The organism is Streptomyces murinus (assembly GCF_002154555.1).
Lineage (GTDB): Bacteria > Actinomycetota > Actinomycetes > Streptomycetales > Streptomycetaceae > Streptomyces > Streptomyces murinus.
Window position 1 is genome coordinate 1 of record NZ_MUNF01000190.1, and the last position, 15,284, is coordinate 15,284.

Here is a 15,284-nt window from a genome sequence, read left to right on the forward strand (position 1 = left end):
GCCGATCCGGTCCAGCAGGCCCGGCGTCGCCGCCGTCCGCGCCGAGCTGCCGGGCCTGCTGGACCGGATCGGCGCCTGGCAGGGCACCTGGATCGAGGAGAAGGGCCGCGCCGTCGCCGTACACACGCGCCGCGCGCAGGACCCGCAGGCCGCGTACGAGGCCCTGCGCGCCCCCCTCGCCGAACTCGCCACCCGCCACGGGCTGATCGTCGAACCCGGCCGGATGGTCCTCGAACTGCGCCCGCCCGGCATGGACAAGGGCGTCGCCCTCGGCGAGTACCTCCGCGAGACCGGCGCCGGCTCCGTCCTCTACGCCGGCGACGACCTCGGCGACCTCCCCGCCTACGCCGCCGTCGACAAGCTCCGCTCCGAGGGCACCCCGGGGCTCCTCGTGTGCAGCGGCAGCACGGAGGTCACCGAACTGGCCGAGCGGGCGGACCTGGTGGTCGACGGGCCCGAGGGCGTCGTCGGACTCCTCACCGCGCTGGCGGCTCAGCTGGACTGATCGTCCAGGGCGCTCAGCTGGTCCAGGAACCACCGGGCCGGCGGCAGCGCCGTGCCCGCCGCGGCCAGCCGCTTCGAGCGCTCGGCCCGCTCCGCCGCCGGCATGGTCAGCGCCGTGTGCAGGGTCTCGGCCGTGCCCGTGATGTCGTACGGGTTGACCGTGAGCGCGTCCTCGCCCATCTCCTCGTGCGCCCCCGCCTCCCGGGAGAGCACCAGCACACAGCCCTCGTCGGAGACGACCGGCACCTCCTTGGCGACCAGGTTCATGCCGTCCCGGATCGGGTTGACCAGCGCCACGTCGGCCAGCCGGTACGCGGCCAGGGAACGGGCGAAGTCGTCCTTCACATGCAGCACCACCGGGATCCAACCGGGCGTCCCGTAGGCCGAGTTGATCTCCTCGGCGACCCGCTGCACCTCCGCCGTGTACTCCCGGTACACGGCGAGGTCCTGCCGGGAGGGGTACGCGAACGCGACGTGCACGACCTTCTCCCGCCACTCGGGGTGCTCGTCCAGCAGCTGCCGGTACGCCAGCAGTCCGCGCACGATGTTCTTGGACAGCTCGGTGCGGTCGACCCGGACGATGGCCCGGCGGCCCTCGCCGATCTCCGCCCGCAGCGCCGCCATCCGCTCGGCCACGTCCGGCCGGTGGGACCGCTCGCGCAGGAAGTCGGCGTCCGCGCCCAGGCCGTGCACCCCGATCCGGGTACCGGCGGGGATCCCGGGCCCCAGCACCGCGTGGCAGCACTCGGTGAACGCGTCCGCCCAGCGCCGGGTCAGGAACGCCGCCCGGTCCGCGCCGAGGATCCCGGTCAGCAGCTCCGCCGCGATGTCGTCCGGCAGCAGCCGGAAGTACTCCGCGGGCGCCCACGGCGTGTGCGAGAAGTGGCCGATGCGCAGATCGGGCCGGAGCCTGCGGAGCATCCGCGGGGCGAGCGCCAGATGGTAGTCCTGGATCAGCACCGCCGCGCCCTCGCCCGCCTCCTCGGCCAGCGCCTTCGCGAACGCCCGGTTGTACGCCTCGTACGCCGCCCACTGCCGCCGGAACTCCGCGTCGAAGACGGGCTCCAGCGGGGTCTGGTAGAGCATGTGGTGCACGAACCAGAGCACCGAGTTGGCGATCCCGTTGTACGCGGCGGCGAAGACCTCCGGGTCGATGTCCAGCATCCGCACCCGCTGCCCGCCGGTGTCCGCCTCCGGCAGCAGCCCGCCCTCGGCGCGGCGCACGGCCGCCCGGTCGCCGTCGCCCAGCGCGGCGCACACCCAGACCGCGTTCGTCTCCGGGCCGATCGCCGACAGACCCGAGACCAGCCCGCCGCCGCCCCGCTTGGCGCGCAGCGAACCGTCCTCGCCCCTCTCGTACGAAACCGGGCCGCGATTGGACGCGACCAGCACCTCAGCACCGTGCGTGGAAGCCATGGTCCAGAACCTAGCCCGGCCCGGAAACCCTCAAACCCGCGGACCGCTCCGGAACACCGCCGCGGCGGGCCGTACCTGCGCTTTCACGCCACCCGGCGCCGGGCGTACTCCGCGATCTCGGTCATCGGCGGCCGCTCCTCGGTGTCCACCGTGTAGGTACGCGGCTCGAAGCCGGAGACCCCCCGCTCGAACTGGGTGAGCGCGGGGCGCACCAGATGGCCGCGGGCCAGCCGCAGCTGGGCCGTGCGGTAGATGGCCGCCGCCATCCGGCCGAGTGCCTGCCCGTCCTGGTGCCGGTGCTTGCGCACCCCGACGTCCACCTGGGCCAGCGCGTCCAGGCCCACCAGGTGCAGCGCGTCCACCAGCATGCCCAGCTCGACCCCGTACCCGACCGGGAACGGCAGCTGTTCGAGCAGCGAGCGCCGGGCCGCGTACTCCCCGCCCAGCGGCTGCACGAAGCCCGCCAGCTGTGGCCAGTGCATGTTCAGCAGCGGGCGCGCCATCAGCTCGGTGACCCGGCCGCCCTGCCCCGCCGTACCGGCGAGCGGACGGTCGTACATCGCCTTGACCAGCTGGACGTCCGGCTCGGTGAGCAGCGGGCCGACGATGCCGAGGACGAAGTCGGAGGAGAACTCCCGCAGGTCCGCGTCGATGAAGCAGATGATGTCCCCGGTGGCCACCAGCAGCGAGCGCCACAGCACCTCGCCCTTGCCCCGCACCGCCGGTATCCGGGGCAGGATCGCGTCCCGGTGCACCACCCGGGCGCCCGCCGCGGCGGCGACCTCGGAGGTGCGGTCGGTGGAGCCGGAGTCGATCACCAGGACCTCGTCGACGAGCGGCACCCGCTCCATCAGATCCCGCCGGATCACCGCGACGATCTCGCCGACGGTCTCCTCCTCGTCGAGCGCGGGCAGCACCACGCTGATGGTCTGGCCGGTGCGCCCCTTCGCCGCCAGGACCTGGTGCGCCGGCCGATCGCGCACGGACCAGGAGCGGTTGCCCATCCAGCGCTCGACTTCTTCCAGCACGGTCCCCGGCTCCTCACGCTCGTCTCGCGGCTCGTCTCGCGGTACGGACGACTATCTCAACTCTCCAGGCCTTCGGTTACAGTCTTGAGCAACGCCGATGACCATCGCATGTCGGGGGTCGCGCGCGGACACACCGCAGCACTGCGGACACAATCGAATACCGCTCATCCAGAGGGGCAGAGGGACACGGCCCGATGAAGCCCCGGCAACCCTCCAGTCGGTTCTCGTTCTCATCACAGCGAGGCTCCCGGCTAGGGAAGGTGCCAAATCCGTCTCACGGCGAAGTGCGTCGTGAGGAAGATGAGGAGAAAGGGCCTCGCCTCCCATGGCTGTGCAGACAGTTGCCACCTCCGGTACCCCCACCGTCGATCTCGGCCCCGCCGCCGCCCTCAGCTGTCGCGAATGCGGCCACCGCGTCCCGCTCGGCCCGGTCTTCGCCTGCGAGGAATGCTTCGGCCCGCTGGAGATCGCCTACGACTTCTCCGCCTACGACACCGAAGAGCTGCGCAAGCGGATCGAGGACGGCCCCGCCAACATCTGGCGCTACGCCCCGCTGCTGCCGGTCCCGGCCGATGTCGCGGACAAGCCGAACATCAACCCCGGCTGGACCAAGCTGGTCAAGGCCGACAACCTGGCCCGCGAGCTCGGCGTCACCGGCGGTCTGTACGTCAAGGACGACTCCGGCAACCCGACCCACTCCTTCAAGGACCGGGTCGTCGCCCAGGCCCTGGAGGCGGCCCGCGCCTTCGGCTTCACCACCCTGTCCTGCTCCTCCACCGGCAACCTGGCCGGCGCCGTCGGCGCCGCCGCCGCCCGCGCCGGGCTGCGCTCCTGCGTGTTCATCCCGCACGACCTGGAGCAGGGCAAGGTCGTCATGGCCGCGGTCTACGGCGGTGAGCTGGTCGGCATCGAGGGCAACTACGACGATGTGAACCGCTTCTGCTCCGAGCTGATCGGCGACCCGGCCGGCGAGGGCTGGGGCTTCGTCAACGTGAATCTGCGGCCGTACTACGCCGAGGGCTCCAAGACCCTGGCGTACGAGATCTGCGAGCAGCTCGGCTGGCGGCTGCCGGACCAGATCGTGGTCCCGATCGCCTCCGGCTCCCAGCTCACCAAGATCGACAAGGGGCTCCGGGAGCTGATCGAACTCGGTCTGGTCGAGGACCGGCCGTACAAGATCTTCGGCGCCCAGGCCGAGGGCTGCTCACCGGTGTCGACGGCCTACAAGGCGGGCCATGACGTCGTACGGCCCCAGAAGCCGAACACCATCGCCAAGTCCCTCGCCATCGGCAACCCGGCCGACGGCCCCTACGTCCTGGACATCGCCCGGCGCACCGGCGGCGCGGTGGAGGACGTGACGGACGAGCAGGTGGTGGCCGCGATCAAGCTGCTGGCCCGCACCGAGGGCATCTTCGCCGAGACGGCCGGCGGGGTGACCGTCGGCGTCACGCGGAAGCTGATCGAGAGCGGGGCGCTCGACCCGGCGAAGACCACCGTCGTCCTCAACACCGGCGACGGTCTCAAGACCCTCGACGCGGTGGCCGGCACCGGCCTGACCGCCACCATCCGCCCGAACCTGGACTCCTTCCGAGAGGCTGGCCTCGCATGAGCGTGACCGTTCGCATCCCCACCATCCTGCGCACCTACACCGGTGGACAGGCCGAGGTCGCCGCCGAGGGCACCACCCTCGGCGAGGTCATCGAGGACCTGGAGAAGAACCACACCGGCATCGCCGCCCGCGTCCTGGACGACCAGGGCAAGCTGCGCCGGTTCGTGAACGTCTACGTCAACGACGACGACGTCCGTTTCGAGCAGGGCCTTCAGACCTCCACCCCGGACGGCGCGGGGGTCTCCATCATCCCGGCGGTGGCCGGCGGCTGCTGACCGAATGATCGATCATTACCTTAGGTAATGACGGTCACCGAAAGTACATCGGATTGCCCTCTCCGTGAGAGAAGCGGAGGGGGCAATTCTGCGTGATTGAGCGCGGTACAGTTGGGGAACGCGCCCTCCGATGATCGAGGGTAAGCCCTCGATTCCCTTCCGCGAGCCCGATAAGAAGTAGCCAAAATACACGGGCTTTCCGCGGCTTTTGCGTCTTTTACGGGGCCCGACTTGCCCTGAATTCGGGTGAATTCTCCCCACATTCCGGATCGTTCGCGTCCAGAATTCTCGTCCAATTGACCTGTTGCAGACGGCAGTTGGACAGATACATTCAGCCGCGGTCGACGCGTTCCGGCGCACGCCCCCGACGTAATGGGGGCGAGGTCTGACCCGGGTCCGCGAAGTGTGGATCTGTGCAAGGGCCAGTAATAGGGGAGTTAGGCATGGCTCAGGGCACCGTCAAGTGGTTCAACGCGGAGAAGGGGTACGGCTTCATCGCGGTCGACGGTGGTGCGGACGTCTTCGTCCATTACAGCGCCATTCAGATGGACGGCTACCGCACCCTGGAGGAGGGCCAGCGAGTGGAGTTCGAGATCTCGCAGGGCCAGAAGGGTCCGCAGGCCGACATGGTTCGCGTCGCCGTCTGAACGTTTCTCCACCGAAGGGCCCGCACCTCGCACAGGGTGCGGGCCCTTCGGCGTGCCCGGGCCCGGGCGCCCACGCGTGTTCGCCTCCGGCTGACCCGGCCGCCGAGGTGGCCCGAGGAGGGGCAAGGCGCTTGCACTCGACCATGCCGAGTGCTAATCATTGCGTTAGCACTCTGAAGGTGAGAGTGACAAAGAAGGACCGGGTCGGTGAGGTCCGCAGGCCATGTGGGGCAAGGAACCACAGGCCGGCGAACCGTCCGTCGCGGGCGCGGGCGCGGTCCGAAGGAATCACCCCCAGTCCTGGAGGGACCACTTCACATGGCCAAGATCATCGCGTTCGACGAGGAGGCGCGGCGCGGCCTCGAGCGCGGCATGAACCAGCTCGCGGACGCCGTCAAGGTGACGCTCGGCCCCAAGGGTCGCAACGTCGTCCTCGAGAAGAAGTGGGGCGCCCCCACGATCACCAACGATGGTGTCTCCATCGCCAAGGAGATCGAGCTCGAGGACCCGTACGAGAAGATCGGCGCCGAGCTGGTCAAGGAAGTCGCCAAGAAGACGGACGACGTCGCCGGTGACGGTACGACCACCGCGACCGTCCTCGCCCAGGCCCTGGTCAAGGAAGGCCTGCGCAACGTCGCCGCCGGTGCCAACCCGATGGCCCTGAAGCGCGGTATCGAGAAGGCCGTCGAGGCCGTCTCCGCCGCCCTGCTGGAGCAGGCGAAGGACGTCGAGACCAAGGAGCAGATCGCCTCCACCGCGTCCATCTCCGCCGCCGACACCCAGATCGGCGAGCTGATCGCCGAGGCGATGGACAAGGTCGGCAAGGAAGGCGTCATCACCGTCGAGGAGAGCAACACCTTCGGTCTGGAGCTTGAGCTCACCGAGGGCATGCGCTTCGACAAGGGCTACATCTCCGCCTACTTCGCCACCGACATGGAGCGCATGGAGGCGTCGCTGGAGGACCCGTACATCCTCATCGCGAACTCCAAGATCGGCTCCGTCAAGGACCTGCTCCCGCTCCTGGAGAAGGTCATGCAGTCGGGCAAGCCGCTGCTGATCATCGCCGAGGACGTCGAGGGCGAGGCCCTGTCGACCCTGGTCGTCAACAAGATCCGCGGCACCTTCAAGTCCGTCGCCGTCAAGGCCCCGGGCTTCGGCGACCGCCGCAAGGCCATGCTCGGCGACATCGCCATCCTCACGGGCGGCGAGGTCATCTCCGAGGAGGTCGGCCTCAAGCTGGAGAACGCGACCCTGGACCTCCTGGGCCGCGCCCGCAAGGTCGTCATCACCAAGGACGAGACCACCATCGTCGACGGTGCCGGCTCCTCGGAGCAGGTCAACGGCCGGGTGAACCAGATCCGCGCCGAGATCGAGAACAGCGACTCGGACTACGACCGCGAGAAGCTCCAGGAGCGCCTGGCCAAGCTCGCGGGCGGCGTCGCGGTCATCAAGGCCGGTGCCGCCACCGAGGTGGAGCTCAAGGAGCGCAAGCACCGCATCGAGGACGCCGTGCGCAACGCCAAGGCGGCCGTCGAGGAGGGCATCGTCGCCGGTGGTGGCGTGGCCCTGCTCCAGGCCTCCCAGGTCTTCGAGAAGCTGGAGCTCGAGGGTGACGAGGCGACCGGCGCCAACGCCGTGCGCATCGCCCTGGAGGCCCCGCTGAAGCAGATCGCCGTCAACGCCGGCCTTGAGGGCGGTGTCGTGGTGGAGAAGGTGCGCAACCTGACCCCGGGCCACGGCCTGAACGCCGCGACCGGCGAGTACGTCGACCTGGTCGCCGAGGGCATCATCGACCCGGCGAAGGTGACCCGTTCCGCGCTGCAGAACGCCGCCTCCATCGCCGCGCTGTTCCTCACCACCGAGGCCGTCATCGCCGACAAGCCGGAGAAGGCCGCCGCGGCCGCTCCGGGCGGCATGCCGGGCGGTGACATGGACTTCTGATCGACCTCCGGTTGATCAACGTCCTTACCGAGGGCGGTACTTCCTGTCAGAGGCAGGGGGTACCGCCCTCGGGCTTTTCCCGGGCTCCCCTCTCACCCGGGCGTGTCCGGCGTCACAGACGGCCGCTTCCGGGTCCGGGAATGCTGGCCTCTGTACAGCGGCTTACTTAAGCAGCTACAACAATGCGCATTCACATACCGCTCGGTTAGCAGCCTTCTGAGGAGCCCCCACGTGACCGTCGACACGCAGCCCGCCTCCCGCGCGGCCCAGGTACTCTCCCGCCCCATCACGCTCAACGGCCTCACCGTCCCCAACCGGATCGCGATGGCGCCGATGACCCGGATGTTCTCCCCGGGCGGCATCCCCGGCGAGAACGTGCGCTCGTACTACTCCCGCCGCGCCGCCGCGGGCGTCGGCCTGATCGTCACCGAGGGCACCTACGTCGGCCATGACTCGGCCGGCCAGAGCGACCGGGTGCCGCGGTTCCACGGCGAGGAGCAGCTGGCGGGCTGGGCGAAGGTCGCCGAGGACGTGCACGCGGCGGGCGGCACCATCGTCCCGCAGCTGTGGCACATCGGCATGGTCCGCAAGGACGGCGACGCCCCCTTCCCGGCCGCCCCCGCGATGGGCCCCTCCGGCCTGGTCACCGCGGGCGCCGAGCCCACCGGCAGGGCCATGACCCAGCAGGACCTGGACGATGTCATCGCCGCGTTCGCCCAGGCGGCCGCCGACGCCGAGCGCATCGGCTTCGACGGCGTGGAGATCCACGGCGCCCACGGCTACCTGGTCGACCAGTTCCTGTGGGAGGGCACCAACCGCCGCACCGACGCCTACGGCGGCGACCTGGTGGCCCGCACCCGGTTCGCCGCGGAGATCGTCGCCGCGGTCCGCGAGCGCGTCTCGGCCACCTTCCCCGTCCTCTTCCGCTACTCGCAGTGGAAGCAGCAGGACTACACCGCCCGGCTCGCCGAGACCCCGCAGGAGCTGGAGGCGATCCTGGCCCCGCTCGCCGCGGCCGGCGTCGACGTCTTCCACGCCTCCACCCGCCGCTACTGGCAGCCCGAGTTCGACGGCTCCGACCTCAACCTCGCGGGCTGGACGAAGAAGCTCACCGGCAAGCAGACCATCACCGTCGGCTCGGTCGGCCTGGACGGCGACTTCACCGGCGCGTTCGCCGGTGAGGGCTCCCCGGTGCAGGGCATCGACGACCTGCTCGACCGCCTGGAGGCCGACGAGTTCGACATGATCGCGGTCGGTCGCGCGCTGCTCCAGGACCCCGAGTGGGCCGCGAAGGTGCTCGCGGGCCGGACGTCGGAGCTGGCGCCGTACGACGCGGCGTCGATCAAGACGCTCAGCTGAGGACGCCCGGCCGGGGCTCAGATCCCGCCGATATTGCCGTTCAGCGGCTCGATGTCGACGCGTACCGGGGTGCCCCACACCCGGAGCACCTCGTAGTCGGTGAACTCGTGCACCAGCCGGTACGCCATCGCGGGCCGCGCCCCGCGCCGCTGGGCGGCGAGGTACGCCTCGGCCTCCCGGCGGTCCCGCCGGGGGGTGCCGCACAGCTGCCACTCCTGGCCGTTCCACAGCTCCGGCAGCCAGCGCTGCTGGGGCTGCGGGCGGTCGGCCCGGACACCGTACCGTGAGGGCGCGGCGGCCACCGGCTCGGCCGGGTTCGCCCGGCCGCCGTACTCCGAGCGGCGCGCTGCCCGGCGCCGGGTCTCGCACAGCAGACACAGGTCGGGGGCGCTCTCGTCCACCGGTCCGTGCGGATGCTCGGCGCACCGGGTGGCCGGCGCGTTCGTCCCGACGCTCTCCTCCAGCAGGTCCAGCGCCCTGCGCAGATCGGTCCTGATCTCCTGGAGCCGCCCGTCCGGAGTGTCGGCGGCCAACGCCTCCCCGTGCTCCCCGAGCAGCCGGAGCGCTCGGCCGAGGGCGGTCAGCTGGGCGTGATTCATGGTGGTGGATTCCGGTCGGTAGGCGAATTTCTGGCGCGTTCCCCGCCCCCAGTGTCCAGGATGCCGCCGCGAAGCCGGTGCGGCTTCACCGGTGCTCCCCAAGGGGAGGATGTGGTGGGGTGGGGCCATGGGGACTTCGACGGAGCGGTTGATCGAGGGGCTGCGGCGGTTCAACGACGCCCACCCCTGGGATCACAACGCCCACTATCACCCGTGGCTGTTACGGCAGTTGCCCCGGCGCTCCGGCCGGGCGCTGGACGTGGGGTGCGGTGCCGGGGAGCTCGCGCGGCTGCTGGCCGGGCGGGCGGAGCGGGTGGACGCGGTCGACGCCGACCCGGGGATCCTGGAGCGGGCGCGGGAGCACGCCGGGGCCGCCGCGAACGTCCGGTACACCCTGGCCGCCGCCCCCGAGGGGCTGCCGCCCGGCCCGTACGACGTCATCACCTGTGTCGCCGTACTGCACCACCTCCCCTTCGCCGAGACCCTCACCCGGTTCCGGGCCCAGCTGGCGCCCGGCGGGACGCTGGTCGTGGTGGGGTGCGCCCGGGACGAGGATGTGCGCGGGATGCTCTCCGTGCCGCTCAACGCGCTGTTCGGCTGGGTGAAGAACCGGGGGCGGGCCACCGCGGAACGGCCCGTGGGCATGACCGCGCCGGTCAAGGGGCCGGAGATGGACTTCTCAGAGATTGCCGGACAGGCCCGTCGGCTGCTGCCCGGGGTCCGGCTGCGGCGGGGGTTCTTCTGGCGGTACACCCTGGTGTGGCGCGCTCCTCGGGAGGGTGAGCCAGGTGGCAAGGAAGCCGACCGTGTAGCCGGTGAGGAGGCCGCCCGCGTAGATCGCCGCGGTGGCCGCGAGGCTCCGGTTGCCGGACAGCAGGGGGAAGAGGGCCCAGCCGGAGGGGCCGATCGCCGTCGCGCCGACCTTCGTGCCGAGCATCGCGAAGGCGCCGATGAACGCGCCGCCGGCCGCACCGCCCGCGCAGGCGGTCAGGAAGGGGCGGCCGAGCGGCAGGGAGACGCCGTAGATCAGCGGCTCGCCGACGCCGAGCAGTCCGGCGGGCAGGGCCGAGCGGATCGTCGTGCGCAGTGAGCGGTCGTGGCGCAGCCGGACGTACACCGCGAGGGCCGCGCCCACCTGGCCCGCGCCCGCCATGGACAGCAGGGGGAGCAGGACGGTGTAGCCCTGCTGCTGGATGAGGGTGGCGTGGATGGGGATCAGAGCCTGGTGCAGGCCCAGCATGACCAGCGGGAGGAAGAGGCCGCCCAGCAGCAGACCGGCCGGCGCCCCGGCCGTGGCCAGGAGCCCGTTCGCGGCGGCGCCGATCGCGGTGGCGACCGTACCGGCCGCGTACATCAGTCCGTAGAGGGTGATCAGGCCGGGGACGAGGACGGTCACCGTGGGGGTGAGCAGGACGTCCAGGGTCTCCGGGACGCGGCCCCGGCAGAAGCGTTCCACCCGGGTGGCGAGGAAGGCCGCCGCCAGCGCGCCGAGGACCCCGCCCTGGCCGGGGGCGAGCTGTGTCCCGAACGCCGTCACCTTGGCCACGCCCGGGTACACGACCACCGCCGCCACCGCCGCGCCCAGCACGGGGGTGCCGCCGAACTCCTGGGCGGTGTTGTAGCCGACGAACACCGCGAGCAGCGCCATGAAGGCCGAGGCCACCGTGGTGAGCGCGGGGGTGAGGCCGGGCAGCCAACCGGTGTTCTGGAGCACGCCGCCCAGACCCGCGAGGATGCCGCAGCCGATCAGGGCGGGGATGAGGGGCACGAAGACGTTCGCGATGCGGCGCAGAGCGGTCTTGAAGGGGGTGGAGTTGCGGCGGCGCAGATCCTCCTTCAGGTCCGCTCCAACGGATGGCCGCCCTGTCTGAACGCCTTCCTCCACCCGCGCCCGCACCTGGTCCGTCACCGCGTCCACCACGCCCGGCCCCAGCACGATCTGCCACGCGGCCCCGTCCGCCACCACCCCCAGCACCCCCGGCACCGCCCGCAGCCCGGTGCCGTCCGCCGCGTCCGGGTCCGCGAGGGTGAGCCGCAGCCGGGTCATGCAGTGGGTCACGGAGGTGACGTTGGCGGGGCCGCCGAGGTGGGTGAGGACGGCGGTCGCGGTGAAGGCGGGGTCCGTGTGCACCCCTTGAGCGTGCGGTCAGCCGGTCGCGCGGGCCAGCGCGGCGCGCAGATGGCCCCCGGAGTCCTCCAGAAGGCGGGCGGCCGCGGGGCCGTCGACATCGGCCAGCAGGACGAGGATCGCGGTCTTCACCTCGCCGCCGGACTCGGTCAGCGCCCGCTCGATCTCCGGGTCCCCCGCGCCCGTGGCCAGCGCGACGATCCGGCGTGAGCGCGCCCGCAGCTTGGCGTTGGAGGCGCGCACATCGACCATCAGGTTCCCGTACGTCTTGCCGAGCCGGATCATCGTGATGGTCGACAGCATGTTGAGGACGAGTTTCTGCGCGGTGCCCGCCTTGAGCCGGGTGGAGCCGGTGATCAGCTCGGGTCCCACGACGATCTCGATGCCGTGCTCGGCGGCGGCCGCCAGCGCGCTGTGCTCGTTGCAGGCCAGTCCGATGGTCAGGGCGCCCTGGGCGCGGGCGTGCTCGACCGCGCCGACGGCGTACGGGGTACGGCCGGAGGCGGAGACGCCGACCACGCTGTCCTCGGCGGTGAGCTTGAGCGCGTCGAGGTCGGCGCGGGCCAGCTCGTCCGAGTCCTCGGCGCCCTCCACGGAGGTGACCACCGCCTCCGGGCCGCCCGCGATCAATCCGACGACCTGGGCGGGATCGGTGTTGAAGGTGGGCGGGCACTCGGAGGCGTCCAGGACGCCGAGGCGCCCCGCGGTCCCCGCGCCGGCGTAGATCAGGCGCCCGCCCCGGGTCATCCGCGCGGCCACCGCGTCGATGGCGGCGGAGATACGGGGGAGCTGGCCGGCGACGGCGGCGGGCACGCCCGCGTCCTCGGCGTTCATCAGACGGGCGATGTCGAGGGTGGGCAGGCGGTCGATGTCGGCGAGTTCGGGTCGGAAGGCCTCGGTGGTCAGCGAGGCCAGCTGGCTGCGCAGGTCATGGGCGGTCATGGGAGCGGCTCTCTCGGTCTCGAATGCCGGTTGGTGTTCCCCCGGTGCCGGTGCTCACCTGGTGTCGGCGCAGGTGCTCACCTGGAGTTGCTGCGATGCCGGTGCGCCAGCGCCTCGTACGACGCGGCGAGCGAGGGTGCCGCCGTCTCGTACGTGCGCTGGGCCACTCCCACGAACAGGCAGTCCACCACGAGCAGTTGGCTCGTCCGCGAGGACATCGCGGCCGGGCGCAGCTCGGTCTCCCGTGAGGTGGACGTGGTCAGTACGTGGTCGGCGTACTGGGTGACCGGTGAGTCGGGGCGGCCGGTGATGGCCACGGTGGTCGCCCCGCGCTCGAAGGCGGCCCGCAGCGGCTCGATGACGTCCCCCGTCGAGCCGGAGTGGGTGATCGCGATCGCCACGTCGCCCGAGCGGAGCTGGACGGCGTTGGTCACGGCGAGATGCGGATCGCTGTGCGCGTGCGCTATGAGCCCTATGCGCAGCAGCTTCTGGGTGAGGTCCTGGGCGACGAGTCCGGACGCCCCTATGCCGTACACATCGGTGCGGCGGGCCCCGGCGAGCGCGGTGACGGCCGCGCCGAGCTGGCCGGTGTCGAGTCCGGCGGCGGTGTCGGCGAGGGTCTGCTGCTCCTCGTACGCCAGTTTGGTGACGACGTCGGCGATCGGGTCGTCCACGGCGATGTCGGTGGTGATGGCGGGCGCCCGCCCGGACTGCTGCTGGGCGGCCAGACCCGCGAGGGCGAGCCGCAGATCCCGGTAGCCGGGGTAGCCGAGCAGCCGCGCGGTGCGGACGACGGTGGCCTCGCTGGTGCCGGTCAGTTCGGCGAGGCCGGTGACCGTGAGGGCGGCGCAGCCGGCCGGGTCGCTCGCGACGGCCTCGGCGACGCGCAGCATGGACCGGGTCATCGACGGCGCGAGGGTGCGCACCTTGGCGGCGAGCGAGCCCACCGGACTGCCGAAACTTTCCTTCACGTCCTGGGTCACCTCTGAAAGATATTTTCGGTTCGGTGTCCGGGTCAAGAGTGCGCACAATGGGTTGTATGGAGCCCATCAGTCCCCTTGAACAGGCCTTGCACGCCGCCCGCGCCCTGGTCCTCGCCGATCTCGTGGCCGGCCGGGTCGCGGAGGCGGACGTGGTCTCGCTGGTCGAGGACTCCGTCACGCAGCGGCGCTGGTGGGTCGAGCAGTGGCCGGACGGCGTGCACTTCGTGGCCGGTCTGGTCGCCCAGGACGTGCAGGACGCGCTGCTGGAGCGGTACGGCCGCTGGCCGCTGTGCCCGGTCTGCGGCTCGGGCGACCCGCACGCGCTGGAGGTGGAGCCCGAACTGGGCCCCGACCCGCACTGGGTGTGCCATCGGGCGGGCGTCAAGGTCGCGGCCGTCGGCCTGCTGGGCTCCGCCATCGACCCGGCCCCGTCCTCGTGAGGCGCCCGTGACGGTGTACATCGACCCGCCCACCTGGCCGGGCCACGGGCGGCTGTGGTCGCACCTGGTCAGCGATGTGTCGTACGGCGAACTCCGGCTGTTCGCCGACGGGTTGGGGGTGCCCCGGCGGGCCTTCGAACGCGATCACTACGACCTTCCCGCGCACCGGTACGCGGACGCGGTGGCGGCCGGCGCGGTGGAGGTCGGCAGCCGTGAACTGGTGCGGCTGCTGCGGGAGTCGGGGCTGCGGCGGCCCAAGGGGCTGGTGCGGCGGGGGCTTTCGTAGCCGTCCTCGCGTATTCACCGGACCGCGTTCACGCGTGCAGCTCGTAGGCCAGGAGCCGGTCGTCGATCGCGCCCGCCGGTTCGAACCCGGCGCGGACGAGGACCCGCTGGGAGGCGGTGTTGGTCTTCTGCGCCCGTGCGTACAGCGTCCGTACGTCCTCGCGGGCCAGCGCCCACCGGGCCAGCGCGCGCAGCGCCTCCGTCGCGTACCCCTGGCCGCGGACCTCCTCGACCAGGTTGTAGCCGATCTCCACCCGGCCGTCCTCGTCCGGGGCGCCGTGGAAGCCGAGGGCGCCGACCGCGTGGCCGTCCTCGGTGCGGACGAGGGTGAAGGAGGTGAACTCGGGCCGGTGGACGCCCGCTTCGTACGCCTTCAGGAGCATCCTGGCGGCGTCCCGGGTGCCCTCCTCGGGGCCGTCGCCGATCCAGTCGAAGCCGCCGTCGCCGCCGAGGGCGAGATCGTGGGCGGCGGCCGGGCGGACGCCGGTGAGGGTGAGGCGCTCGGACCTCAGGACGAGGTTGTTGTACCAGCGCCACTCGGTGACCGGGGCCCGGCCGGGCAGCTCCCCGCGGCCGGTCGCCCACAGCAGGGTCGGCCAGGGCCGGGGGCCGGGCTGGATGTGCGGGAAGATCGTGGCGAGGACGGACTCGGCGAGCTCGGCGGACGGCTCGTAGGGGAGGCCGAGGCCCTCGGCCATGTCATGGGTGTGCAGCAGGACTTCGGTGACGCCCATCGCGGCGAAGCCCGAGCGGTCGGCGTCGCGGAACGGGTAGGGGTGGAAGGCGCGGACGCCCGGCGGCGCGGTGACCACGGCGGCGGCGAGCAGCGCGCCGGTGGCCTCCAGGACCTGGATCAGCCCCGCGTTGTCGGTGCCCTCGTCCAGCTTCAGCTCGAAGGGTATGTAGGCGTCCCGGGCGCGCCCGGCCAGATTGGCGGCGTACGCCACGAGGTCGTCCGCGACATGCACGGCGGTGGTGTGGCAGTCCCACTCCACCCGCCCGGCGCGGACACTCCGCCAGTCCCGGTCGGCCGCCGCGCGCAGCACGGCAAGACACCCGGCCACGGCCTCGGTCACATGTTCCCCGCTCATCGCTCGCATGGGCGCACCCTAGGGCCTGTCTGACAAT

The 15,284-nt window shown here is 71.7% G+C and carries 15 protein-coding genes, 1 pseudogene and 1 riboswitch; of the genes and pseudogenes, 9 read left to right on the plus strand and 7 right to left on the minus strand.

Going from position 1 to position 15,284, the window contains the following annotated elements:
- Window positions 1-505 (plus strand): trehalose-phosphatase (locus tag CCN72_RS13725; RefSeq protein WP_279630237.1); only part of this gene is annotated, 505 nt, incomplete at its 5' end.
- Here CCN72_RS13725 and CCN72_RS13730 read toward each other — a convergent pair.
- Together CCN72_RS13730 and CCN72_RS13735 are read right to left on the minus strand one after the other, a co-directional pair.
- Window positions 493-1,920 (minus strand): alpha,alpha-trehalose-phosphate synthase (UDP-forming), encoded by a 1,428-nt coding sequence (locus CCN72_RS13730; RefSeq protein WP_086807773.1) that lies wholly within the window; start codon window positions 1,918-1,920, stop codon window positions 493-495. The genes CCN72_RS13725 and CCN72_RS13730 overlap by 13 nt on opposite strands.
- A gap of 83 nt (window positions 1,921-2,003) precedes the next feature.
- The gene (locus CCN72_RS13735; RefSeq protein ID WP_086807774.1) at window positions 2,004-2,948 is read right to left on the minus strand and encodes a glucosyl-3-phosphoglycerate synthase; all 945 of its coding nucleotides are present in this window, start codon (window positions 2,946-2,948) and stop codon (window positions 2,004-2,006) included.
- 161 nt (window positions 2,949-3,109) lie between these two features.
- Window positions 3,110-3,255: riboswitch (SAM riboswitch) on the plus strand.
- An 18-nt stretch (window positions 3,256-3,273) separates the two neighbouring features.
- On the opposite strand from CCN72_RS13735, the gene thrC reads away from it, so the two are divergent.
- The 5 genes from thrC (at window position 3,274) to CCN72_RS13760 (ending at window position 8,779) form a co-directional block, all read left to right on the plus strand.
- Entirely contained in the window at window positions 3,274-4,557 is a 1,284-nt protein-coding gene (thrC, locus tag CCN72_RS13740; protein WP_085565340.1) for a threonine synthase, read from the plus strand.
- The gene (locus tag CCN72_RS13745; protein ID WP_037653358.1) at window positions 4,554-4,832 is read left to right on the plus strand and encodes a MoaD/ThiS family protein; all 279 of its coding nucleotides are present in this window, start codon (window positions 4,554-4,556) and stop codon (window positions 4,830-4,832) included. Before thrC ends, CCN72_RS13745 begins: the two co-directional genes overlap by 4 nt.
- A 443-nt stretch (window positions 4,833-5,275) precedes the next feature.
- Complete coding sequence (locus CCN72_RS13750; protein ID WP_037653356.1) at window positions 5,276-5,479, plus strand: cold-shock protein; 204 nt, start codon at window positions 5,276-5,278, stop codon at window positions 5,477-5,479.
- A 318-nt stretch (window positions 5,480-5,797) separates the two neighbouring features.
- Complete coding sequence (gene groL / locus CCN72_RS13755; RefSeq protein ID WP_037653355.1) at window positions 5,798-7,420, plus strand: chaperonin GroEL; 1,623 nt, start codon at window positions 5,798-5,800, stop codon at window positions 7,418-7,420.
- A gap of 231 nt (window positions 7,421-7,651) precedes the next feature.
- Window positions 7,652-8,779: an NADH:flavin oxidoreductase gene (locus CCN72_RS13760; protein WP_086807775.1), complete on the plus strand. Its 1,128-nt coding sequence runs from the start codon at window positions 7,652-7,654 to the stop codon at window positions 8,777-8,779.
- A 17-nt stretch (window positions 8,780-8,796) separates the two neighbouring features.
- On the opposite strand, the gene CCN72_RS13765 is transcribed toward CCN72_RS13760, so the two are convergent.
- Window positions 8,797-9,378, minus strand: coding sequence for a hypothetical protein (locus tag CCN72_RS13765; protein WP_086807776.1), 582 nt, complete (start codon window positions 9,376-9,378; stop codon window positions 8,797-8,799).
- 127 nt (window positions 9,379-9,505) lie between these two features.
- Here CCN72_RS13765 and CCN72_RS41520 point away from each other — a divergent pair.
- Window positions 9,506-9,874 (plus strand): annotated as a pseudogene (locus tag CCN72_RS41520) (class I SAM-dependent methyltransferase); the annotation flags it as partial.
- Window positions 9,875-10,057: 183 nt separating this feature from the next.
- On the opposite strand, the gene CCN72_RS13775 reads toward CCN72_RS41520, so the two are convergent.
- The 3 genes from CCN72_RS13775 to CCN72_RS13785 form a co-directional block, all read right to left on the minus strand.
- A complete protein-coding gene (locus CCN72_RS13775; protein ID WP_086807777.1) occupies window positions 10,058-11,509 on the minus strand; it encodes a PTS transporter subunit EIIC in 1,452 nt (483 codons plus the stop codon).
- 15 nt (window positions 11,510-11,524) lie between these two features.
- Window positions 11,525-12,448, minus strand: coding sequence for an N-acetylmuramic acid 6-phosphate etherase (gene murQ / locus CCN72_RS13780; RefSeq protein WP_086807778.1), 924 nt, complete (start codon window positions 12,446-12,448; stop codon window positions 11,525-11,527).
- A 77-nt stretch (window positions 12,449-12,525) separates the two neighbouring features.
- A complete protein-coding gene (locus tag CCN72_RS13785) occupies window positions 12,526-13,431 on the minus strand; it encodes a MurR/RpiR family transcriptional regulator (protein ID WP_086807779.1) in 906 nt (301 codons plus the stop codon).
- A gap of 56 nt (window positions 13,432-13,487) precedes the next feature.
- Between CCN72_RS13785 and CCN72_RS13790 the strand changes: the two genes are divergently transcribed.
- Together CCN72_RS13790 and CCN72_RS13795 are read left to right on the plus strand one after the other, a co-directional pair.
- The gene (locus tag CCN72_RS13790; RefSeq protein ID WP_086807780.1) at window positions 13,488-13,871 is read left to right on the plus strand and encodes a hypothetical protein; all 384 of its coding nucleotides are present in this window, start codon (window positions 13,488-13,490) and stop codon (window positions 13,869-13,871) included.
- Between the two features lie 7 nt (window positions 13,872-13,878).
- Entirely contained in the window at window positions 13,879-14,157 is a 279-nt protein-coding gene (locus tag CCN72_RS13795; RefSeq protein WP_086807781.1) for a DUF4031 domain-containing protein, read from the plus strand.
- Window positions 14,158-14,185: 28 nt separating this feature from the next.
- Here CCN72_RS13795 and CCN72_RS13800 read toward each other — a convergent pair whose 3' ends face one another.
- Window positions 14,186-15,232 (minus strand): GNAT family N-acetyltransferase, encoded by a 1,047-nt coding sequence (locus CCN72_RS13800; protein ID WP_086807782.1) that lies wholly within the window; start codon window positions 15,230-15,232, stop codon window positions 14,186-14,188.
- Window positions 15,233-15,284: the final 52 nt, after the last annotated feature.